The sequence below is a fragment of the Shimia sp. W99 genome (assembly GCF_053851455.3).
Window position 1 is genome coordinate 51,080 of the sequence record NZ_JBSQBU020000002.1, and the last position, 22,969, is coordinate 74,048.

Consider the following 22,969-nt stretch of genomic DNA (forward strand, 5'->3'; position numbering starts at 1 on the left):
TTTATAATCAGCGGTATAAAGGATTTTCTGAAGAGGGGTAGAGATTGGAAGGGCAAAACTTTTTAGTTATAAATATTGTTATATTATAGTTACGCCTGTTTTCATATTTAAGGTAGGCAGTTTTTTTTATTATTTTCAGATAGTTGTGAGGATGCCTGGATATCTTCCTGACTCTGATACCACGAAATAGCGACTCTGATCCCACGTTTGAATGACTCTGATCCCACGATACAACCACCGCAGCTGCTGGACCTGAGCTTTCGAAATTACTACGCTGGGCGTCATTGAAACCACGAAGCGGGCTGTTGCTTCAATTGGTGGTCGGGAAAAAAAGAAAACATGAGCAGTAACCTTCAGGCAGACCGTTATCCGACGGCGGATTTTTTTGTTTGTGATATTTTCGATGCCTTGCCCAAGGGCGATCTGGCGTCGATGGAACACCCGATCTTCTCCCTTGCGACCCGACCGGACCGGTCTGTTATGCATTATGAGCATGGAGAGGTGATGGTTGAGATCACGCCGTCGGTGCGTGGGCGGGCAACGATTCATGACAAGGATATTCTGATTTATTGTGTCAGCCAGCTCATGGCGGCTCTGAATGCCGGGCGGGCTGTATCCAGAGAACTCCATCTTACAGCGCGCGATTTGCTTGTCGCCACTAACCGGGAAACCAGTGGAGATGGCTATAAGCGTTTGCGCGAAGCTTTCGAGCGTCTGGCCGGTACACGGATCACGACCAATATTCGCACGGGTGATAAAGAAGTCACAACCGGGTTTGGCCTGATCGAAAGCTGGCAGATCGTGCGTAAGTCCAAGGGGGGGCGGATGGTCAGCGTCATGGTGACATTGTCCGATTGGTTGTTCCGGGCGGTGACGGCGCGATCTGTGCTTACACTCAGCCGTGACTATTTTCGTCTGCGTCGCCCGCTTGAACGCCGTCTTTATGAACTGGTACGCAAACATTGTGGTCGCCAGCCGGAATGGCGCTGTTCCCTGGAGACACTGCTGAAGAAATCCGGCTCCGCCAGTCCACGTAGGGTGTTTCGTGCCATGGTTCGTGACATTATCGCCCGAGACACATTGCCGGACTATCAGCTTGAGCTTGGTGCGGATGACATGTTGCGCGCTTTCCCGCGTAATGTCATCGAGGTTGGTCCAGAATTGCCGCCTTTGTCGGCCGAAACTATCGAACAGGCCCGCGAGCTCAGTCCTGGCGCTGATATCTATGCGCTGGAAGCGGAATGGCGAGCCTGGTGGTCAGCTTCTGGGCGACGCGTTCTGCGCGCGCCGGACAAGGCCTTTCTCGGATGGCTGCGGGTGCGCGAAAGATGAGGGGAGAATGGATCTTTCCTCATGCGGACCTCAATAAATTCACTATTTCCCGATATCTTACATTAAGGATTGCAGTGCTGCCGGGCAGCACTTTTAACGTGAAGCAAGGTATAGACTATGCAGAAACAGAATAGAACGCCGTTGTGGTTGAACATTTCAGAAGCAACTGAGGCAGGGCTTGAATATTTTCAGACGGACTTGAACGCGCCTCTCATAGGGGTGGAAATGGACACTGCTTCCGCCGAGATTGCCTCGGCTGCATATGCTGGGGAAGAGCTCGCTCACGGTCTGCCTGAAAATGATACCCTCCCCGCGGACGGGGTCGTTTCTGCGTCTTTGAACGCGTCGGAGGAGGGGCGTGTCGGATTTGGGGCGACGCTGGAGGTTATCGAGGCTTCAGATCGGGCATCGTGGAACAAATGGTCTGCCACAAGCACCTCGGCCTCTTTGCTTGATATGTTTGTCCATAATGCTCCAATGCGGCAGCAAACAGCTTCTGACCTTACTCAGGAAGCCCTAGATTCGGTCCCGGTAGCCGCGCCGGCCGACACGGATTTTTTTGAAACGGAAGACTCCTTTTTCAAGAATGTCGGTAACGCCTATAGCTACTCAGAACCTGCCGCTAACATCATGCGTTTTGAAGTGCGCGATGGTGATTATTTTGACGACCCCAAAATTCCTGATGATCAGGATGACTTGGCGCAGGGCAAGAACCGCTCTGAAATCGGGTCGCTCAAGAGCATGCAGTTTGGCCGCGAATTTACGGTGGAGTTTGATTTTCTGGTCGAAGGCGGTGCTGCAAACAATGCTGCCTGGCTCTTGCTCATGCAGTTTCACCAGACCGAGGATGTGGATGCGGATGGTAACCCAATCGATGGGGCCGCCAGTCCGCCGTTGGCGATGCAGATGCGTGGTGAACGGCTTGAGATCGCGGGCCGCACCGATCCGAACCCGATAACAACGTCGACCCCTGCGCCAATTACGATTCCCCCCTACGACACCCCCACTACCAATGCGATGTATCTCGATTCCAACCCGTTACCGCGGGATACTTGGATCTCGATGCGCTTCGAGGTGGTGTTTGACTACAATGTCGGAGGCAGCGGTGCGCTCCGCGTGTGGCGCGACGGTGTTCAGATCATCGATTACTCTGGGCCACTCGGGTATAATGACGAGATAGGACCCTACCTGCAGATGGGTGTCTACCGCGCCCATACATCCGAGACAATAGCGGCCCAGTTCCGCGATTTTACCGTGACTGCTGATGGCAGCCCCGATCCGCTGAACGGCACCGCTGGTGATGACGAGATTGTCGCTAACAAGCTGGGCTTCTGGGAAGACGAAGTGCTGAATGGCCTGAACGGTAATGATACGCTGGACGGCGGTTATGGCGCTGACACCATGAATGGTGGTGCTGGAGATGACTTCTATGTGGTCAACCATGCGGGTGATGTGGTCAACGAACGCTCGGGCGGCGTAGATCAGGGCGGCACGGACCAGGTCCGTTCCTACATAACCTACACGCTTGGCAATGATGTCGAGAACCTGATCCTTTGGGACACAGACAATGTCGATGGCACCGGTAACGCCGGGGCCAATACCATTCAGGGCAACACTGGCAACAACGTGCTACGTGGCTTGGGCGGCAATGACAGTGTGCTGGGCGATCTGGGTGACGACCAGGTTTTTGGCGGCGATGGCGATGATCAGGTATATGGGTCCGAGGGTAACGATACCGTCCATGGTGATGCCGGTAATGATGAGGTTTACGGCGAGGCAGGCACTGATCTGCTTTACGGCGGTGCCGGCAACGATACGCTGGAAGGTGGTGCGGGCGCCGACACGATGGTGGGTGGTATCGGTGATGACAGCTACGTAGTAACCGACGCCACGGACGTGGTGGTCGAAAATGCGGGTGAAGGTCATGATGTGGTGCGGGTGTCGTTCTCTTTTGATGCTGGCGCGGCCAGTCATATCGAGGTCCTGAATACCACCGATCAATCGGCCACAACGGCAATCAATCTCTATGCCACGGATTTTGACAATGAAGTGCGCGGCAACGACGGCGCGAACGGTCTTTATGGTCGCGCCGGCAACGATAGCATGCAGGGTTTCGGCGGTTCAGATACGATGGATGGGGGTGTCGGCAATGACACCATGTTCGGGGGCGCCGGCAGCGATTCCATGCGTGGTGCGGATGGCCATGACAGTATGCAGGGAGAGGATGGCGCTGATACGCTCTCTGGTGCGGATGGTGATGACACGCTGTTTGGAGGCTCTGGGAATGATGTTTTGCGGGGCGAAATCGGCAATGACAGCCTCCAGGGGGAAGCTGGTGATGACAGTGCCATTGGCGGTGCGGGAAACGACACCATGTTTGGTGGTGTTGGCAACGATACGCTGGATGGCGGCGATGGGGATGACAGTCTGCATGGCGAGGATGGGGCAGACCATCTTGTCGGCAGGGCGGGTGCCGACCGTCTGTTTGGCGACGCGGGCGATGACACTCTGATCGGGGAAGCCGGGAACGATTTTCTCTTCGGAAATGGTGATAATGACAATCTGTCGGGCGGCATTGGCGATGATACGCTGGAGGGCGGCGCGGGTGCCGACACCATGTCGGGCGGCGACGGCAATGATCAGTTTGTGGTCGATGATATCGGCGACAGAGTGTTCGAGGCGGCTGGCGAAGGATTGGACACAGTGCGTGCATCGGTCAATTTCGATGCCGGGACATCCGATATTGAAGACATCCGTACAACCAATCAGGCGGGGACCACTGCGATCAATCTCTTCGGCTCCAACACGAGCAACGAGATCCGCGGTAATGACGGTGTGAACGAGCTTCGAGGACTTGATGGGAATGACTTGCTCTTCGGGTATGCCGGGGCGGATACCTTGCGGCTGGGTGTGGGCAATGACACGGGCTTTGGTGGCACGGGCAATGACTTTCTGGATGGCGATGATGGTGATGACAGCCTGCAAGGTGAGGCCGGGAACGATACGCTATTGGCTGGGGGCGGTGATGATACCGTCTTTGGCGGCACCGGTGACGATATCGTGCAGGGTGCCGGCGGCAACGACAGTCTGTTGGGTGACGCCGGAGCGGATACCCTTCGGGGCGGGGATGGCGCAGACAGCCTTTACGGGGGCGCGGGCGATGACAATCTGGATGGCAGTATTGGCAATGACCGGCTGGCCGGGGACAGCGATGATGATACGCTGACTGGCGGTGAGGGGCTTGATACGCTTTACGGCGGGGCGGGTGACGACAGCCTTGATGGCGGGTCCGGCAATGATGTTCTGCGCGGAGAAAGCGGTGCAGACACTATGATTGGTGGGGCGGGTGACGACACGTTCTATGGTGGCACAGGGCTGGTCGGGCAGAGTGAACAGTTCAGTGGTGGGTTGGGCAATGACACGTTCTATGTCGACAGCGAAAACGCCATTGTGACTGAGGCTGTCGGTGAAGGCACAGATACCATCCGTACGACCGTTGGAATCACGCTGGATGCCGGGTCTGAAGTCGAAGTGATCCGCGTGACATCCCAGGCCACCACCAATGCACTCGATATTGTGGGGTCGGATACCGCCAATGAAATCCGGGGAAATGATGGGGACAATATTCTCGATGGTCGGGCCGGTGCAGACACGATGTATGGCTATGGCGGGAACGATACTTACCACGTGGATGATGCTGGCGATGTGATTAATGAGTGGTCCGGGGGCGGCTCCAATGACACCGTGCTGACCTCTGTGAGTTTTACCCTGAGTTCAGTCCACTATATCGAGACCTTGGCGGCGGTCGATTCTACCGCGCTTAGTGATCTGACGCTTGTTGGTAACGCGCGCGCCAATACGATACGGGGCAATGCCGGTAACAACCTGATGAGCGGCGGTGGGGGGGACGACACGATCGAGGGGCGCGGCGGTAGCGACACGGTATTGGGTGGTGCAGGCAGCGATACAGCGATCTTCGACATTGCCAGCACCCATGTCGGGGTCGTGCTGGGGGGTAGTGCGGTCGTGCTGACGCTGGAGACTGGGGAAAATTCGGTCTCAAACGATGTTGAGTTCTTTCAGTTCTCAGATCAGACACTGACCTATGCGCAGGTTGCAGCATTAAATGGCCAGATGTTGATCGGTGGCACCCCGACGATTACTGGGACTGACGCTGCGGAGAATGTTGTTGGGACGTCCGCGTCGGAGGTGATCAACGCCTTGGGCGGGAACGACTGGATCACGCCGGGTGGTGGGTCGGATACGGTGGATGGCGGGGCTGGTCGGGACATGATCTCGTTTGTGAACCTTCCGGACACGCCGGGTCGGACCAACACCGACTATCGCCTGGACATCGACATGGGCTCGGGTACGGCGGTGAGCCATGACGGGTCTGAATCGATCCAGTTTACGAATATTGAACGATTGACGGGTACGATCTTTGCCGACCGGATTCGCGGCAGCGACGGGGATGACGAAATCCGGGGTCTGGGCGACTATGACTGGATCATTGCGACGCTTGGCAATGATACGATCGATGGTGGCACGGGCCAGGACATGATTTCGTTCCTGGAGTGGCAGTCGAACGCCACGAACGTGATCGCGGACGTGTTCTCGTCGAACGGGTTGCCGCCGACGGGGGCGCAGGCGACGGGTGTGCTTGTGGATCTGGCCAACCCGACCAACAACACGAACCTGGCGTCGGGTCTGAGCCTGACGAGCGTGGAGCGTGTGACGGGGTCGGGGCGTCAGGACGTGTTCTATGGCGACGCGGGAGAGAATGACTTCCGCGGGCTCGGGGATTACGACTGGTTCGTCAGTTCGACGGGCGGTCGTGAGCGGTATTTCGGCGGTGACGGGGTTGATACGGTGACGTATTTCAACGCGTCGTCGGGCGTGATTGCGAACCTGCGCAACGGGGCTGTGGTGAATGGCCAGGAGACGGGCTATGGCACCGGCGGCGACGCGGCGCGGGATCTGTATTTCGAGATCGAGAACCTTGTTGGGTCACGGTTTGACGACCAGCTGACGGGTAATAACGGGCGCAACCAGCTCAACGGGCTGGAGGGCGACGACATGATCTTCGGCTATGGCGGCGTGGATTACCTGATGGGCGGGGCCGGCAATGACACGCTGAATGGCGGTGGATCGTCGGATTATGCGATCTTCTCGGGCAATTCGACCGACTACACGCTGACGCGGTCGGGCAACAACGTGACGGTGGTGGGGGCGGATGGCACCGACAGCCTGATCGATGTGGAGTATTTCCGGTTTGATGATACCGATATCTCTATCTGGAGCTTGTAGAGGGCTTCATTCCCCACGCTAGTTGGCGTGGGGGAGCCAGCCTTGAGGAGCCGCGTGCTAAGCTGGACTGTACATATGTCTGAGTGATCGGAGGTGTTTCCAGATTTCGGTTTCCAACCGCCACAATCTGGTTAACCCGCCCCTCTACAAATTGGTTTCCAAACAGAAGAACTTTGTTTCTTTTTGTCGGAGTAATGGGGGGAGGACCAAGAAAGTTGAAAATTGCTCACCGAATCTGTTTGGTAAAAACTGTAGCGCCGGGTTATTGGGTCTTGCGCCATTCGTGCACAGCCTGAAGGGGCAGAGAACAAGCTTCATGAACCATTGTAATTCAGGGTGCAAGCCCATCCAGCCAGCGTAAAATGATCCTCGTCTTGCCTTGCGAATTTGGCACATCTCTCCCCTGCCCCGCACTGCGGGCACGTTTCGGAAACCTTCTGGTATTTTGCTAGGCTGCCAATCAGCCTCGAGTTTGAAATCGGGTTTTGGGCGAAGTTGGCAGATGAAGATGCCAACCTTCTCGGGTTCTTCGCGGTGCGTCGCTTATGTTCACAGCTGTGAACTTTTGGGAGGGAGGTGGGCTCAGTCGACCCGCTTCGACTTCCAGCGTACATATAGTTCGTTTAGAACCTCATGCGCTTCGGCTTCCAGCCATTTTGAAAAGTCGCTTTCGCTCAGGGCAATCGTGAGGCCTTTGGCGTTCTTTCGCAACGAGCCTATTTTGGTGCCGTCAAAAACCAAGGGGCGAGACGCCGCAGTCATCGTGCGCGATTGTTCATCAGGGGTAGCCTTTTGCTTGTGTGCTGCCTTTTGCGCGAGAATGGTTTCAACCGTCTCTAGGGCGCGCAAGGAGGCACCGCCCCCTTCAGTGACATTATCCGTAGCGGCTGCGGTCTTTTCGACGGTGCCAGAGGCGATCTCTTGCAACTCGGTTCGATCACTGCCGGTGGCCTCTATGCATTTGCCCAAAGCTTCCCAGCGTGGGCGCCCGGCGCCGGGAGCGGGGCCGATCGCGCGGATCAAATCCTCGCCTACCGTGTCTACGATTCCCAATGCCATCGAGATCGCGGATTTCGACATCGTCAGAACTTCGGCCACTTCAGATTGGTTGCCAAACCCTGATCGAACCAACTCCCTGGCAAACAACGCCTTTTCGATGTAAGTCAGATCGCGCCTTGCCATGTTCTCCGAGACCTGCGCGCGCACTGCCGCGCTCTCATCTAGGGTGGCGATCAGTGCGCGTATCTTGGAAACCTTGTCAGAGCGGCGGATGGCCTCGAGTTTGCGGCGCCCATAAACCAGAAGGTAGCGATCTGGCTGAGAAGGCTGTCGTCTGACCAGGATAGGCACGGTCTGGCCGTTGGTCTCGATGGCTAGGCGGAGATCCTCGATATCGTTGGTTTCAAGCCGGTCTACAGGCCGGTTGTCGTCGATTTGACTAGGGTCAAGTTCCCAGACGTGATGGCCGTCAACCGCGTCGCGTGCGGACCTGAGAGCCCGGTTTGTCGTGATCATGGATGCTGCTGCACCAGGCGTGGCAGATCCGGCAGTCGCCAGTTTGTCTAGCATCGACATTCGTTCTTTCTTGCGCGAGGTCATGGGCGCCTCCAGGTTTTCTGGATGAGGTCTGCAATCTCGCCATTGACGGCATTCAGGCTTTCCATGGCACGATCGTAGGTCGAGCGGGTAAAGGCGGATCTCTCGACCTCGTAAAGGGTTTGTTTTGTAAGGCCCGCATCGGAGATGGCGGTTGATTTTAGCATCGGAGCGTTCAGGACCGCCTCGCCAAACATAGTGCGCAAGAAGGCAACAATCCGGTTCTGTGGCGCATCGGCAGGTTCGTAGCGGGTGAGGACATAGCGCATCCAGTCGTGGCTCATATCAGCGCCACTTTCGGCGATGACATCCATCAGGTCAGCGGTCATGCGCAGAAATTGAGACATCGACATCACATCAAGCATTTCAGGATGGATGGTGACCAGAACGCCGGTTGCCGCCGAAAGCGCGGACATGGTCAGGAAGCCGAGCTGTGGGGGGCAGTCGATGACGACTGCGTCGTAATCGCCATCGACCTGTGTTAGGGCATCCCGTACGCGGAAGAAGAATAGTCCGGCATTCCCCTGCGCCAAGGCCCGAGGGGTGTCATGCTCGAACTCCATCAACTCGAGATTGCCGGGAATCAGGTCGAGATTAGGAATATAGGTTTTGCGAATTACCGAAGAGATCGGGGCCGGATCGTCATAGCGGATCGCATCATAAAGCGTGCCGCCGTCCAAAAGATCAAATTCCGGCTGGACGCCATGTAGGACAGTCAGCGAGGCCTGTGGATCAAGGTCGATTGCTAATACACGATACCCATGCAAGGCGAGGTGCTGTGCCAAATGTGCTGCGGTCGTAGTTTTGCCGGAGCCGCCCTTGAAGTTCATGACGCTGACGATTTGGAGGTGATCCCGGTTTCGCCGCCCAGGCAGATAGTCGCCAGGGCGGCGCGCAGTTTTTTCAAGCAGCACACGTAGCGTTTGGATATCTTCGGCGGAATAGAGGCGCCGGTTTCCGGCAGTGAGTTCGGGAGAGGGGCCCTTGCCGTCCAGATGCAATTTGCGCAGGTAGCTGTCACCAACCCCGAGAAGCGTCGCCACTTCACCTGAGGTGAACTTGCGCATGGCTTTCTGCTCACCCGGTGAAAACAGGCTCTCTCGTTGCGAATGGAGTTGGTTCGCCAGCCACTCGGAATGTGCGCGAATGACTGCGTTCAGGTCTTCTGTTGTCGTATGCTCGATCATCTTTTCTTGCGCTGAATCGATCTATTCACGGAATTTGGCGTTAGTAGCCGTTTTTCCGTGACTATTGTCTCAGGGGCGGATTCGCGCAAGGGGAAACAATATTAGTGGGCGGGCATTAACACGTCATCAAGACTTCAGAGGCCAGTGTCAGGGGTTCCCCTGTCCGCTTCAGCGCCCGACCGCCACATAAACCTCGAACCCGGCCCGTTTTGCCGTCTTGGCCGAATAGACATTGCGCAGATCCGCCATGCGCGGGGTAGCCATATTTCTAGCCAGCTGTTTCAAATCCAGAGCCCTAAACTCGTTCCATTCCGTGAGCAGGACAATCAGGTCCGTGTTGAGCGCAGCCTGATAGGGGTCTTCCATCCACTTTACGCCTGGGAGGAGATCTTCTCCCTCAGAGCGACCCTGAGGATCCACTACCCGCACCTTTGCCCCTCCACCAATCAGCGCCGGGACGATTGTCAGGCTTGGGGCCTCTCGCATGTCGTCAGTGTTGGGCTTGAAAGTCACTCCGAGTACGGCCACTGACTTGCCGTTGAAACTGCCGCCCACCGCATCACGCAGTTTTTCGATCATGCGCTGTTTGACCTCGTCATTCACCCGCATGACCGTTTCGGTGATCTGCATCGGGTATGCGTGGTCTTGGCCGATGCGTGCCAAAGCGGCGGTGTCCTTGGGGAAGCAGGACCCACCATATCCCGGGCCGGCATGCAGGAATTTGTTGCCGATCCGACCATCGAGTCCGATGCCCCGCGACACTTCTTTCACATCTGCGCCCACCCGCTCGCACAGGCCCGCAATTTCGTTAATGAAGGTGATCTTGGTGGCCAGAAACGCGTTGGCGGCGTATTTGATCATTTCCGCGCTTTCCAGATCGGTGGTCAGGATCGGGAAGTCACGCAGGTAAAGGGGGCGGTAGATTTCCGCCATGACATCTGCCGCGCGCGCGTTTTGCACCCCGACAACCACCCTGTCCGGCCGCATGAAATCATCAATGGCTGCGCCTTCGCGCAGAAACTCGGGGTTGCTGGCAACGTCGAATTCGGCGGTAGGGTTTTCCTTGGCGATAACCTGTTTGACTTGGCGGTTAGTGCCTACAGGGACGGTAGATTTGGTCACCACCACTGTGTAGCCGGTGATGGCGTTGGCAATATCTCGGGCCGCCTGCATGACATAGGTCAGGTCCGCATGCCCATCGCCTCGGCGCGTGGGAGTGCCGACGGCAATGAACACGGCGTCAGCACCATCGACGGCGGCGGCGAGATCGGTGGTGAAAGTTAGGCGACCGGCGTCGACGCTTTTTTGCATCAACAGGTCCAAGCCGGGCTCGTAGATCGGAACCTCGCCAGCCTCGAGCCGGGTGACCTTGTCAGCATTCACGTCTACGCAGACCACGTCATGCCCGAAGTCCGAGAAACAGACGCCGGATACCAATCCGACATACCCGGTGCCAATCATTGCAATACGCATTTTGCTGCTCCTTTTGCCCTCTGCACTCATGTGCCTGCGGTGCCTTAGATGAGTGCTGCGCAAAATTGTTTGGCGCGGCACTTTTGCAGTTTCTAGAGCAGATTTTCGCGTTGCGCCATGCGGTTTGCATCGGTGATCGGTGCCGAGGACATGGCTGCCTTGAGGCAACTTATACGGGGTGCGGCTTTTTCAGACAGGGATTAAGGTAGACCGGAGGTTCCCGGAGTGGCCGCGTAAATATGAATGCAGCGCGTGAGAAACCTGATGACAAATACGTTTAGACCATTAAAAATTGTTCTTTAGTATATGCCCAATTGCGGCCTTATTTAAAATTTCTGGGGGAGACTTTTAATGACTATTAATACTTTGACCGGCTTTGCAATCGTCCGTGACCTGAGCCAATCAGGCGACCCGGTCACAGAGGTGCGTTCCTCGGTGCAGCTCCATCTCGGCGTGCCGGACTCTCAGACGACGTTTTCCTACTCGATTACCAATGCCCCGCCGAACGAATTGCCGGATGTCGATATAAACATGAATGACATCTTTGTGTCGTTCAACGGCATATCCCCGAATTCGCTGGAAAGTGACGGCGATACCGTGGACGCGCAGATCGGTCAAGTCACCTGGAGCGGCGGCATCACGCAGGTCATGGTCATCCGCGTCACTTCGGGGACCGAAGAAACCGAACTGATCTTCCGTCTGGGCGGTGCCGCCATGCCACCCATCAACACGGTGGCCGATTTCAATGTTCTGGAAAGTTCCATCACGGCGGTTGGTGCCATCCCGGGCAGCAGTCCCTTGGCAGCAGGAAAGGCCATCTCCTTCACCAGTCTGCCGAACGGAACCACCCAGACCGACAACCAGATCGATGGCACCGCTGGGAACGACACGCTGACCGGCACGGCCGCAAATGATGTGATCCTGACAGGCGCCAATGATGGCGAGGACGTGATCTTTGCCTCTGCTGGCAATGACTTCATCGTCATGACCGATAGCCTGCAGGGCGATTTCTATACTTTTCGCTATGATGGGCTCACCGGGCCGATCACCGTTGACCTGGATGCGGATTGGGCCATTGCCGAGGTTGATAAGGGGGCTGATGGCACTGACACGCTGGTGGATCTGCATCGCGCCGCGAACTGGAACACCGGCGACGGGGTCTGGTTCTCGGGCACTGGGGGCAATGATGTGTTCAACATCAACATGGACCCTGACAACACCTGGGTTGGCCTGCAAGGCAATGGTGGGAACGATACATTCAACATCACCAATGGGACGATCGTGCGGCTTGCCTATGGTGATGCCGTATCTGGTATCAATGTTAATCTGAACACCGGCGTGATCCAGGACGGCGATGGTGGCACCGACCAGCTGAACCTCAGCTTCTCGGCATTTACACGGATCGAAATTCAGGGATCGCACAACGCCGATTCCATCCTAGGCAGCAGCCGGGACGAGCGTTTTATCCTGCGCGGCGGCAACGACACACTGGATGCCGGCGACGGACGTGATCTTCTGCGCTATGACCGGAGCGGCGTCGGGGCCGTCAATGTCGACCTTGGCACCGGTACCGCGACAGGCACCTGGAATGGCAATGCCTTCACCCACACGTTCAGCAATGTCGAGGATGTGTGGGGCTCGCGCAACGACAGTGACGTGATCACCGGTGACGGGAATGCGAATAGCTTCCGGGGGCGTGGGGGCAATGACACGCTTATTGGGGCTGGGGGCAATGACTGGCTCGATGGCGGCGATGGCAGCGATTCGCTTCAGGGCGGCGATGGCAACGACACGATGCTGGGTCATGCCGGTGACGACATCATCGACGGCGGCGCGGGCACGGACGAGGCGCAGTTCTACATCAATCAGTGGGAGGCCACTATTACGCGAACAGGCGGAATTGTCACGGTGTCAAGCGGCGCCACGGGAACTGATACCCTCGCCAACGTGGAATTCCTGTGGTTCCAAGACGCCTATATTGATGTCTCCACGCTGCCGGACACCGGCAGTGCAACACCGACAGCTGGAGATGACAATCTCGTCGGGACGTTCGGCCCCGACACGATCGATGGTCTGGCGGGGAATGACACGATTGTCGGTCTGAGTGGTGACGATTCCCTGATTGGCAACGACGGGGACGACTCGTTGCGTGGTGAAGGCGGCAATGACACGCTGCTGGGCGGTAACGGCTACGACACGTTGCGGGGGGGCGATGGTGATGACCTTCTGAACCCGGGCGACAATATCGAGCGCTGGGATCAGGTGCTGCCGGGTGTGGGCAATGATACGGTCGATTTTGCCGACATGGCACAGGGCGGCGGCGGCATTTATCATTGGGATCTGAATGCTGGATTCAACGCGACGATCAATGGGAACACGAATACCGGCTCTATCGACAAGGGGGCGAACGGTACCACGACGATCCTGAACGTCGCCAACCCGATGACAGCTTGGGGCTTTGGTATCCAGGGCACGCGGTTCGACGACACCTACAACCTGACCGTGGCCGACAATGGCTTTGCCAGCATCGAGAACAGCGCCGGCAACGACACGATCACACTCGGGGCCAGCACGGGCACCGTGCGGCTCGACTACCGGATGTACGAAACGCCGGTCAGCGGTGTGAATGCCAACTTGGCGACCGGAACCATTATCGACGGCTATGGCGGCACCGACACGGTGACCGGTATCGGACAGGTGGGTCGGTTCGAAATCCGCCTCAGTGACCTAACCGATACGGTTCTTGGCAGCGGCGCCGACGAGCGCTTCATCCTGCGCGAGGGCAACGACACGCTGGATGCCGGCGGCGGCTGGGATGTGCTGCGCTATGATCGCGGTGGCGTCGATGCCGTGAATGTGAATCTTGCCACTGGTGTTGCGACCGGCACCTGGAACGGCAACGCCTTCACCCACACGATCAGCAATGTGGAAGAGGTACGTGGCTCACGCAACGACAATGACACGCTGATCGGCGATGCCAACGACAACAAGTTTACCGGCAACGGCGGCGATGACTCGCTGGTCGGCAACAACGGCAACGACACGCTTTTGGGCGGCGATGGCAACGACACGCTTCTCGGGGGTCTTGGCAATGATGTTATCCAAGACGGCGCGGGGAATGACCGTGTCGAGGCCGGTGATGGCGATGACCTGATCATATCCGGTTCAGGGACGGACTACTTTGACGGCGGGGCTGGGCGCGACCGAATCCGCGTCGATGTCAGCACCTCCACACCGGGCAGCTATCAGGTAACGTTCAATCTGTTGACCGGACACATCACCAACACGGTGAACTCGGCGCTGAACGACCGCCTGTTCAATACCGAAGAGGTGGAGCTGATTGGTGGGATCGACACGACCATCATCGGTAACGGCGCGGATAATCGGTTCATCACGGGGGATGGCAATGACACTCTGCAGGGTGGCAACGGCAATGACACGCTGGAAGGCGGCGGTGGGAACGACAGACTTGACGGTGAAGGCGGCAACGATTCCGCACATGGTGGCGACGGCACCGACACGTTTGTGATCGACGATCTTTCAACGTCGCTGACCGTGGTTGCGGCTGCTGGTGGCCTGAACATCAGCTCGCTGGAAGGTACGGATTTTGTTGCCAATGACGTCGAAAATTTTGAACTCTCCGACGGTACGTTCACCTATGCCCAGATTGCGGCGATGAGCACCACCCCGACGATTACTGGGACTGACGCTGCGGAGAATGTTGTTGGGACGTCCGCGTCGGAGGTGATCAACGCCTTGGGCGGGAACGACTGGATCACGCCGGGTGGTGGGTCGGATACGGTGGATGGCGGGGCTGGTCGGGACATGATCTCGTTTGTGAACCTTCCGGACACGCCGGGTCGGACCAACACCGACTATCGCCTGGACATCGACATGGGCTCGGGTACGGCGGTGAGCCATGACGGGTCTGAATCGATCCAGTTTACGAATATTGAACGATTGACGGGTACGATCTTTGCCGACCGGATTCGCGGCAGCGACGGGGATGACGAAATCCGGGGTCTGGGCGACTATGACTGGATCATTGCGACGCTTGGCAATGATACGATCGATGGTGGCACGGGCCAGGACATGATTTCGTTCCTGGAGTGGCAGTCGAACGCCACGAACGTGATCGCGGACGTGTTCTCGTCGAACGGGTTGCCGCCGACGGGGGCGCAGGCGACGGGTGTGCTTGTGGATCTGGCCAACCCGACCAACAACACGAACCTGGCGTCGGGTCTGAGCCTGACGAGCGTGGAGCGTGTGACGGGGTCGGGGCGTCAGGACGTGTTCTATGGCGACGCGGGAGAGAATGACTTCCGCGGGCTCGGGGATTACGACTGGTTCGTCAGTTCGACGGGCGGTCGTGAGCGGTATTTCGGCGGTGACGGGGTTGATACGGTGACGTATTTCAACGCGTCGTCGGGCGTGATTGCGAACCTGCGCAACGGGGCTGTGGTGAATGGCCAGGAGACGGGCTATGGCACCGGCGGCGACGCGGCGCGGGATCTGTATTTCGAGATCGAGAACCTTGTTGGGTCACGGTTTGACGACCAGCTGACGGGTAATAACGGGCGCAACCAGCTCAACGGGCTGGAGGGCGACGACATGATCTTCGGCTATGGCGGCGTGGATTACCTGATGGGCGGGGCCGGCAATGACACGCTGAATGGCGGTGGATCGTCGGATTATGCGATCTTCTCGGGCAATTCGACCGACTACACGCTGACGCGGTCGGGCAACAACGTGACGGTGGTGGGGGCGGATGGCACCGACAGCCTGATCGATGTGGAGTATTTCCGGTTTGATGATACCGATATCTCTATCTGGAGCTTGTAGAGGGCTTCATTCCCCACGCTAGTTGGCGTGGGGGAGCCAGCCTTGAGGAGCCGCGTGCTAAGCTGGACTGTACATATGTCTGAGGTGCCCCTAGATTTGTAGACGCTTTGCTTGGTAATTTTGGAAGCAAAGGACGATGCAGATGTCAGGGCAAATTCGCTATTCAGATGAGTTCAAGATCGACGCGGTGGCGCAGGTCACAGAGCGCGGGTATTCGGTCAAGGAGGTGGCTGAACGGCTCGGGATCAGACTTCCCAAACATCTCAAGACCTACGAGCAGCGGGTCCGAAAGGTCCTGGAAGACGAACCGGTCCTATCGGGAATTGTTCTGCCTCTTTTGAATCTGCGGACCGAGGCCTTGCGACAGGCGGCATCGTTAACCAAGGAAATGACGCGGCAGGCCCGGACAGATGAGGGCTGCCAACGCCTGATGTCCATTCCCGGAGTTGGTGCAGTCAGCGCCGTCACATTTGTTGCGACGATCGATACACCTGATCGGTTCTCAAGATCCAGGTCGGTCGGAGCCTACATTGGCCTGACATCGCGACGGTATCAGTCTGGCGAAATCGACTATGGCGGTCGTATATCACGCCGTGGAGACCGCATGCTGCGAACTGTACTCTATGAAGCAGCCAACAGCTTGTTGTGCCGGGTGAAATCCGGCCCGGGGCAGCACCTGAAAGACTGGGCCACGGCGATCAAGAAAAGAACGAGCCACAAGAAAGCTGTCGTTGCTTTGGCCAGAAAACTGGCAGTTATCATGCACGCCATATGGAAAGACGGAACAGAATTTGAAGCTAGGGAGGCCTGATCAGATCAGCCGAGTGCTATACGCACTCGCTTAAAGTTGCCGTATCGGTCAGAGCGGCAGGCAACCGGTCCAACCCGCGTGAGCTACCTGCGAGCCGTTGCATCGCGAACTTCACCTTCGGGACACCGGCGCCTTGGATGCTGAGATGAAGCGCCAAATGGGATGACTTCGAAAAGAACCTTGCAGGTGGCCGATACAAGCGACAAACTAACCGAGCGCAGATGATCAATTAAGAACCTATCTGCCAATGCGGCGTGGGTTCCTGTATCTTGTGGCGATCATGGACTGGCACACCCGCAAGGTGCTGGCCTGGCGCATCTCGAACACGCTGGAGGCGGACTTCTGCGTTGAAGCGTTGAATGAGGCCATCCACCGCTATGGCCCGCCGGAGATCATGAACACCGATAGTCATACGATTGGTGCCAGTTCTCGGGTGGTTTGACTCAAACACCGATCGACCATTCGCTGGGTTGGTGCCGCTGAAAAATGCGACCAGCCCAGTTTTTGAAACCTAAAAACGCTGAGGGGGCAGGGGCTATGGCGCTACAGCGGCTTCAGTTGCGTGCATAGATGTCCTCATAACGAATGATGTCATCTTCACCTAGGTAGGTACCTGTCTGAACCTCGATCAGGACCATGGGTACCTTGCCGGGATTTTCCAGCCTGTGAACCGTGCCCAAAGGCACATAGATTGACTGGTTTTCGGATAACAGCCTTTCTTCCTCGCCGAGTGTCACCTTGGCCGTTCCCGCAACCACGATCCAGTGTTCCGCCCGATGGTGGTGTGACTGCAGGGAAAGGATGCCGGACGGTTTTACGACGATCCGCTTGACCTGAAAGCGGTCGCCAACCGCCAGACTCTCGAACCAGCCCCAGGGTCGATGGTCGCGGGGAAACATGGTGGCTTGCGAAGCGTTAAGTGCCCGAAGTGCCGCGACGGCTTCGCCGGTTTTCTGACTGTCTGATTTGCGGGTAACCAGCACGGCGTCCGGCATGGCAATGGCGACAATATCCTCCAGCCCGATACCCACCAGTTCTTGCCCTGGTGTTTCCGAGCGCAAGAGCGTGTCGCGACAATCAATGGCCATCGCATGTTCAGAACAGGCATTGCCATCGTCGGATTGCTCCATCTGGCGCCAGACAGCATCCCAGCTACCCAGATCGGACCAGGCCCCGGAGTAAGGCATGACCGACAATCCATCCTCCTTTTCCATGATCGCATAGTCGATGGAAATCGGTTCAATCATCACCCATGGCTCAGGTGCGAGACGCGTGAAGTCGAGGTCTTTCTGCGACTCTGCAAGTGCCTGGGTCACACTATCCAACATTGGCGCGGCATGGGTGCGATACGCGGTCAAAAGCGCGCGAACGGGAAGGAGGAAAATGCCAGCATTCCATAAATAGTTGCCAGAGGCCAGCATCTCGACCGCGCGTTCTGCAGCGGGCTTTTCAACGAAGCGTACCAGAGGCCATGGCGCGGCGGTTGTGGTTCTGTCCGCGGGATCCAGTTCAAGATATCCATAGCCGGTTTCGGGGCCCGTGGGCGTAATGCCAAAGGTCACGAAATTTCCATCCAATGCGGATGATTCAGCGGCGGTAACGGCAGAACGGAACGCATCGCAGTCCGGAATGACATGGTCAGAAGGCGCAACCAGCATTAATGCATCAGGGTCCGTGCGCTCCAGCCAAAGCGCCGCAGCCAAAATGGCGGGTGCGGTGTTGCGCCCATCGGGTTCGATCAGGATCGCGGCTGCGGATTGATTGATTGCCGCCATTTGTTCGGTCACGATGAAACGGAAATCATTGTTTGTCAGGATGATCGGGTCGGCGAATGCATCACCCGTCAGGCGTTCTACCGCCGCTTGGAACAGGGACTGTTTTCCGGTGATCTGAGAGAACTGTTTCGGATAGCTCTTGCGGCTCAGCGGCCAGAGGCGGGTTCCTGCCCCACCGCAAAGGATCACTGGATGGATGGTCATATTCTGCCCCCGATGCTCGTTTGCCCGTAAATCGGCTGCGGTTGGTATCCGCGGAGCATTGCAGGAATATACGTTGACATCAATCGACGACTCTACATGCCTCAGAGATAGACCCACTCATCCACGAATTGGAGGGCTTCGATGTTAAAGAGCGTGTCGGTGCCCTCGGTGCCCGCGCCATGGCGAACAGTCACTCCGGTGGTGCCAATGGAGATCGTGTAATCGACCCTGTTTCCGCCAAAAACAGCCACATCCCACCCTGTGCCACCGTCGAGGTAATCGTTGGACCCGCCCCCCTCAAGGCGGTCCACACCACCATTGCCGATCAGTGTGTCTTCACCATGAAGCCCTCGCAACACATTGCGGCCGTTATCTCCTGTCAGCATGTCAGCGTGGCTTGATCCAGTCAGGTTCTCGATGTCCGTGTAAAGGTCGCGCGCTGCATCCCCGCCCGAGCCATAGCCGCGCAGGAGCGAAGCCAAAACGCCCCCTGAAGATGCTGAATAGGCCACCGTATCCTTGCCGCCGCCGCCATCATACCGATCTCGCCCGCCACCCGAGCCGACAAACCAGTCATAGCCACCCAACCCCCGGAAATCCTCTTCGCCATCACTGCCGTAAAACAGGTCATTGTAGATTGAGCCGGTCACCCGCTCAATGCTTGCATACGTGTCGCCAAGCGCTTGTCCCCCGGTTCCCCGCCCGGCGCCCAGATTCACGGTTACTCCGGCATCGGCATACACATATGAGATCATATCTCGACCGTTGCCGCCGTCGAAGGTATCGCTTCCCTCCGACCCTACCAGCCAGTCATAGTCACCCAACCCGCGAATGTGGTTGTCCGATGCGTTTCCTCGGATAAAATCGCCAAAGATTGAACCCGTGATGTTTTCGACATTCACAAGCGTATCCGTATCGCCACCGGAGGTTGCGGTGCCTGCCATAAGATCGATACTGGCGCCCTGAGCCAGATCGACAAAGCTCACCGTATCCATCCCAACACCACCATCAACACTGTCCGAACCAGAGCCGGGTGTGAGCCAGTCCGCGCCGGGGCCGCCCAGCAGCGTATTATGGCCGTCCAACCCGGTCAGGGTGTTCCCAGTGTCATCGCCCCGCAATGCATCATTGTAATTTGACCCGATTAGCGCTTCGATCCGGGTCAGGACGTTCCCTGCTGCAGCATGGTCATTGAAGCGGGCGTCTTCGAGATTCACCACCGAGCGCATCGGAGCGGCGGCATAGTTCATCGTGTCGTAGCCGGCACCGCCGTCTATCGTGTCGGGTTGCGGACCCCAATAAAACATGTTGTCGCCATCGTCTCCGATCCGAGGTACCGGGTCTGGCATCACCACATGTGAGGCATCAAGGAGCAGCGCCGGTTCAAGTTGGGCCACTGTAAGCGAAGTCCCATTATGAGTAGTCAGGTGAATCTCGTCGTCGCCAATGCGCAGGACCGCGCCGCCGGTTGTGGAACGGACGGAGATATCTGCGAGAGAATGAACGCCTGAATAGGCTGATATGTCCAACTGGTCCTCATTGAGGTTGAAATCCGTGATCCGATCGAGGTGGTTCGAATCTGGTCGGAATACGAACACATCCGCGCCGTTGCCTCCCTGCAGTCGATCCTGTCCGGGCCCATCGATCAAGATATCGTCTCCTGAAAGCCCGCGTATTTCACCTCCGTCCGCTGTCGCGCTGAGAATATCGTCGCCGGAGGTTCCGGAGTTACCGGTCGCTGTGACTCCGCTTGTCCCAATATCCAGAGCCAGACGGGTTAGCCCCCCGTCGCCTGGTGACAGTACGAAAAGCTCGACCCGCCCCTCCACAATGGCAAACCGCAATTGGCTGACCCCATTGAGCGCCATGTTTGTTTGGGCGACCAAGCTTTCCTTGTAAAGCAGCCGCCCACTAGGCAGCATCTGAAAAAGAGAGACGCCACCGTCATTGCCGGCGGCGGCAATCAGGATGCGTTCTCCAATTTCGATCCAATCCAGAGCCGTGGTTCCGGCAAACCGCGTCTCCTTCGCATCCGTGACCTGATCTACGAAACGCAAGGTGCCTCCAGCCTCTATCTCCAGCACGCTTAGCGAGGAGGTTCCGAAGGAGGCCATCACAACAAAGCTTTGAGTGCCGACCTCGATGCCCGTCAAGGCGACTGGACGATCTATCGGCAGGCGGTCGGAAAAGCCGAAGGCGCCAGTTTGAGTCAGTTGGCCATTGGGTCCGACCCTGTATACGCTCAGGCCATTTTCTTGCATCGAGGCCGTCAGAAGAAATCGGTCGGCGCCAACGGATACGCTGGTCAGAGCAGAAGTGGCGCGCAGATAAGAGGCCGCAGTGTCATTGAGGATCTGAACCGGGGTCAACCCGCCATCCGACCCGATGCGATAGGAGAACAGTCCGCTTGTGGCTGAAGGGGCAACGAACAAATAGTCCTGATCATCGATACTGGTTCTGTGCAGCACGACCTTATTGCCATAAAAACCCACCCCATCGAGATAAGCGGATGCGCTTGCCTCGCCCTGCGTCAGCCGATCCAGCGTACGCGAGTCCAGACCACGTGTCCCGTTCATGGAGAAGGACTGCAGGGCTCGAGATGTCGAGACATCTGTCACGACGATATCCGGCACCTGGATCGGCGATGCCGTCAAGGTGACCTGGCCAAGTTGACTGGTTGCCGGATCATGGATCACAAGGGCCGGCGATCCGCCCCCTGTTATGTCGATACGGGCAATTTGCCCGAGCGCCAAAAACTGGCTGGTCCAGATGGTCTGGACGAAGGATAACGCTCCCACACGAAACACCCCGCCTCTGCGCCCCCACGCAGTCAGCAGGATTGTTAAGACGGGTTAATGTGGGCTTTGGGAAACAGGGCCAAACCGTGACAAAAACGGCGAATTCGATTAAACGCAGCAGGCAAACCCAATGAGCGCGGAGGGCTCAGAACAGGCTCTTTGCGCGCTTCCGCCAGATTTTTTGATCACTCGCAGCTTGTCTGGCATAGAGTTCGGCAGATATGCTGATCCAGGATTGGGTCGTCATATCGTCGCGATAAATCATATTTTCCGGCGGGTCCTGCTCTTCAAAGGTAAAACCGGGTTGAGCTGACTGAACGCGCTCAACCAGCGATGCGTTGCCAGGGCGGTATCGTGTGTTGAACTTGGCATATTCATGCCGGGCCAGAAGTGTTGCCGGGATGCCGGAATCCGGACGCAATACCTTTCCGGCCAATTGTATCAGGTCCTCGGGTGTTGGGCGGTCCGGCACAATCATGCTTGCGGCGTAGGTGGCCAGGGGGTCCGGCGAGACATTGGCAGCCTTGGCATCGGGCGGTGTGAGGTCGGCTGCTTTCAAATCAGCTCCGAGCAAATCGAGAAAGGTCTGTGCAATACCCCCTTCGGTGCGACGGATTTGTGCATAATCCAAAAGGGTGATTTCGTCCGCGCTAAACCCGTTGCGCATGTTGTCGTAAAACATACCATGATCCAAAGGCACGCCCCCACCACGGCGTTTTTTCAGCGCGATTTCCAAATACTTTCGCAACGAGGGGGGGCGCCGGGTCAGAGCAACCTGCATCCAGACGGACTGGATGAGTTCGGCCTGTCGTCGCATGGTGTATATCACCTTGACTTCATCGAATGCAGCCACCCGGCGGCGGAGATCCGCCATGTCAACACGATCAGGAAACACGCGCGAAAAATTTTCCGCTGACAAGAACACCGTTCCCTCGCCTTTTGCATATTCGCCCACCAATCGGTTCCAAAGCCCGTTCGGACCAGTGTCGGTGAAGAACCCGTCCGGCAGTCCGGATACATGCATCCATGCGGCCGCCAGTGCGTGATGTGCATTGTTCGGGCCGATCACTGGATAATGAACTCCGGCTTTCTTCAACCGATCCCGGTTCTCATTAAAAAGTTCTTGCAAATAGCTCGTGCCAGTCTTGTGGCTGCCAATATGAATAAAAAGTTTTGCCATCGGATCTCCTGATGGGCCGGAAGCGTATGTTTGTTCTATGCCCGAAATCCTGAGGGCTTGCCAAGTAGGCCTAAACTAACTCCGAACGTTCCAGAACGGCCTGTTCGGACGGGAGTGCAAGATACCCAAAAGCCCGCTCCAGTGCATGCGCGGTTGTACCGTCGACCAGAGCCTGTTCCGGCTCAAACGCATCTGCCTCCAGACGCATTGCGCGGATTTGTTCCAGAATTGCCGGTTTGACCCAGTAAATCGACCCAGCCGGGAAAACCAGGGGGACAGTATCCGGGTTCAGCCCGATCCGGGCCAGCAGCTCGGTCGCGCGCGAACGGTTGGCACCCCACCATTCGTCTCCCTGATGACGGTGCCCGTCCGCGACCCAGAAGCCTGCTTGAGGGTTGTCGAGAAATCTGTGCAGAATGCTGGCGCTGTCCGGCCCCAGGACACCATCTATAAGAGCCTGTCGC

11 protein-coding genes and 1 pseudogene are annotated in these 22,969 nt (G+C 57.3%); 5 read left to right on the forward strand and 7 right to left on the reverse strand.

Annotation, left to right across the window (positions count from 1 at the left end):
• The first annotated feature begins 339 nt into the window (after nucleotides 1–339).
• On the forward strand, nucleotides 340–1,332 hold the full coding sequence (locus ACS3QZ_RS19530) for a replication initiator protein A (protein WP_456039406.1): 993 nt from the start codon (nucleotides 340–342) through the stop codon (nucleotides 1,330–1,332).
• 630 nt (nucleotides 1,333–1,962) lie between these two features.
• Entirely contained in the window at nucleotides 1,963–6,639 is a 4,677-nt protein-coding gene (locus tag ACS3QZ_RS19535; RefSeq protein WP_456039407.1) for a heparin lyase I family protein, read from the forward strand.
• Between the two features lie 582 nt (nucleotides 6,640–7,221).
• On the opposite strand, the gene repB is transcribed toward ACS3QZ_RS19535, so the two are convergent.
• The 3 genes from repB to ACS3QZ_RS19550 all read right to left on the reverse strand — a co-directional run bounded on the left by repB (nucleotide 7,222) and on the right by ACS3QZ_RS19550 (nucleotide 10,895).
• Nucleotides 7,222–8,238: a plasmid partitioning protein RepB gene (gene repB, locus ACS3QZ_RS19540; protein WP_456039408.1), complete on the reverse strand. Its 1,017-nt coding sequence runs from the start codon at nucleotides 8,236–8,238 to the stop codon at nucleotides 7,222–7,224.
• Nucleotides 8,235–9,422: a plasmid partitioning protein RepA gene (repA, locus tag ACS3QZ_RS19545; protein ID WP_456039409.1), complete on the reverse strand. Its 1,188-nt coding sequence runs from the start codon at nucleotides 9,420–9,422 to the stop codon at nucleotides 8,235–8,237. The genes repB and repA overlap by 4 nt, the downstream gene beginning before the upstream one ends.
• A 168-nt stretch (nucleotides 9,423–9,590) precedes the next feature.
• Complete coding sequence (locus ACS3QZ_RS19550; protein WP_456039410.1) at nucleotides 9,591–10,895, reverse strand: UDP-glucose dehydrogenase family protein; 1,305 nt, start codon at nucleotides 10,893–10,895, stop codon at nucleotides 9,591–9,593.
• 351 nt (nucleotides 10,896–11,246) lie between these two features.
• Here ACS3QZ_RS19550 and ACS3QZ_RS19555 point away from each other — a divergent pair, with 351 nt between their 5' ends.
• The 3 genes and pseudogenes from ACS3QZ_RS19555 to ACS3QZ_RS19565 form a co-directional block, all read left to right on the forward strand.
• A complete protein-coding gene (locus tag ACS3QZ_RS19555) occupies nucleotides 11,247–15,737 on the forward strand; it encodes a beta strand repeat-containing protein (RefSeq protein WP_456039411.1) in 4,491 nt (1,496 codons plus the stop codon).
• A gap of 142 nt (nucleotides 15,738–15,879) precedes the next feature.
• Entirely contained in the window at nucleotides 15,880–16,548 is a 669-nt protein-coding gene (locus ACS3QZ_RS19560; protein ID WP_456039412.1) for an IS110 family RNA-guided transposase, read from the forward strand.
• Nucleotides 16,549–16,783: 235 nt separating this feature from the next.
• Nucleotides 16,784–16,954: pseudogene (locus tag ACS3QZ_RS19565) on the forward strand (DDE-type integrase/transposase/recombinase); the annotation flags it as partial.
• A gap of 148 nt (nucleotides 16,955–17,102) precedes the next feature.
• On the opposite strand, the gene ACS3QZ_RS19570 reads toward ACS3QZ_RS19565, so the two are convergent.
• From ACS3QZ_RS19570 to ACS3QZ_RS19585, 4 genes are all read right to left on the reverse strand, one after another.
• Entirely contained in the window at nucleotides 17,103–18,527 is a 1,425-nt protein-coding gene (locus tag ACS3QZ_RS19570; protein WP_456039413.1) for a mannose-1-phosphate guanylyltransferase/mannose-6-phosphate isomerase, read from the reverse strand.
• Between the two features lie 101 nt (nucleotides 18,528–18,628).
• Nucleotides 18,629–21,325: a calcium-binding protein gene (locus ACS3QZ_RS19575; protein ID WP_456039414.1), complete on the reverse strand. Its 2,697-nt coding sequence runs from the start codon at nucleotides 21,323–21,325 to the stop codon at nucleotides 18,629–18,631.
• A 145-nt stretch (nucleotides 21,326–21,470) separates the two neighbouring features.
• On the reverse strand, nucleotides 21,471–22,505 hold the full coding sequence (locus tag ACS3QZ_RS19580) for a hypothetical protein (protein ID WP_456039415.1): 1,035 nt from the start codon (nucleotides 22,503–22,505) through the stop codon (nucleotides 21,471–21,473).
• Nucleotides 22,506–22,575: 70 nt separating this feature from the next.
• Nucleotides 22,576–22,969, reverse strand: a 394-nt coding sequence (locus tag ACS3QZ_RS19585; RefSeq protein WP_456039416.1) for a rhamnan synthesis F family protein, incomplete at its 5' end; no start/stop codon positions are given.

What these genes read in the sequence shown, in the direction of transcription:
- ACS3QZ_RS19555 (WP_456039411.1), top strand. Translation starts at nt 11,247, where the DNA reads ATGACTATTAATACTTTGACCGGCTTTGCAATCGTCCGTGACCTGAGC.
- ACS3QZ_RS19535 (WP_456039407.1), top strand. Translation starts at nt 1,963, where the DNA reads ATGCGTTTTGAAGTGCGCGATGGTGATTATTTTGACGACCCCAAAATT.
- ACS3QZ_RS19560 (WP_456039412.1), top strand. Translation starts at nt 15,880, where the DNA reads ATGTCAGGGCAAATTCGCTATTCAGATGAGTTCAAGATCGACGCGGTG.
- ACS3QZ_RS19530 (WP_456039406.1), top strand. Translation starts at nt 340, where the DNA reads ATGAGCAGTAACCTTCAGGCAGACCGTTATCCGACGGCGGATTTTTTT.
- ACS3QZ_RS19570 (WP_456039413.1), bottom strand. Translation starts at nt 18,527, where the DNA reads ATGACCATCCATCCAGTGATCCTTTGCGGTGGGGCAGGAACCCGCCTC.
- ACS3QZ_RS19580 (WP_456039415.1), bottom strand. Translation starts at nt 22,505, where the DNA reads ATGGCAAAACTTTTTATTCATATTGGCAGCCACAAGACTGGCACGAGC.
- repA (WP_456039409.1), bottom strand. Translation starts at nt 9,422, where the DNA reads ATGATCGAGCATACGACAACAGAAGACCTGAACGCAGTCATTCGCGCA.
- ACS3QZ_RS19550 (WP_456039410.1), bottom strand. Translation starts at nt 10,895, where the DNA reads ATGCGTATTGCAATGATTGGCACCGGGTATGTCGGATTGGTATCCGGC.
- repB (WP_456039408.1), bottom strand. Translation starts at nt 8,238, where the DNA reads ATGACCTCGCGCAAGAAAGAACGAATGTCGATGCTAGACAAACTGGCG.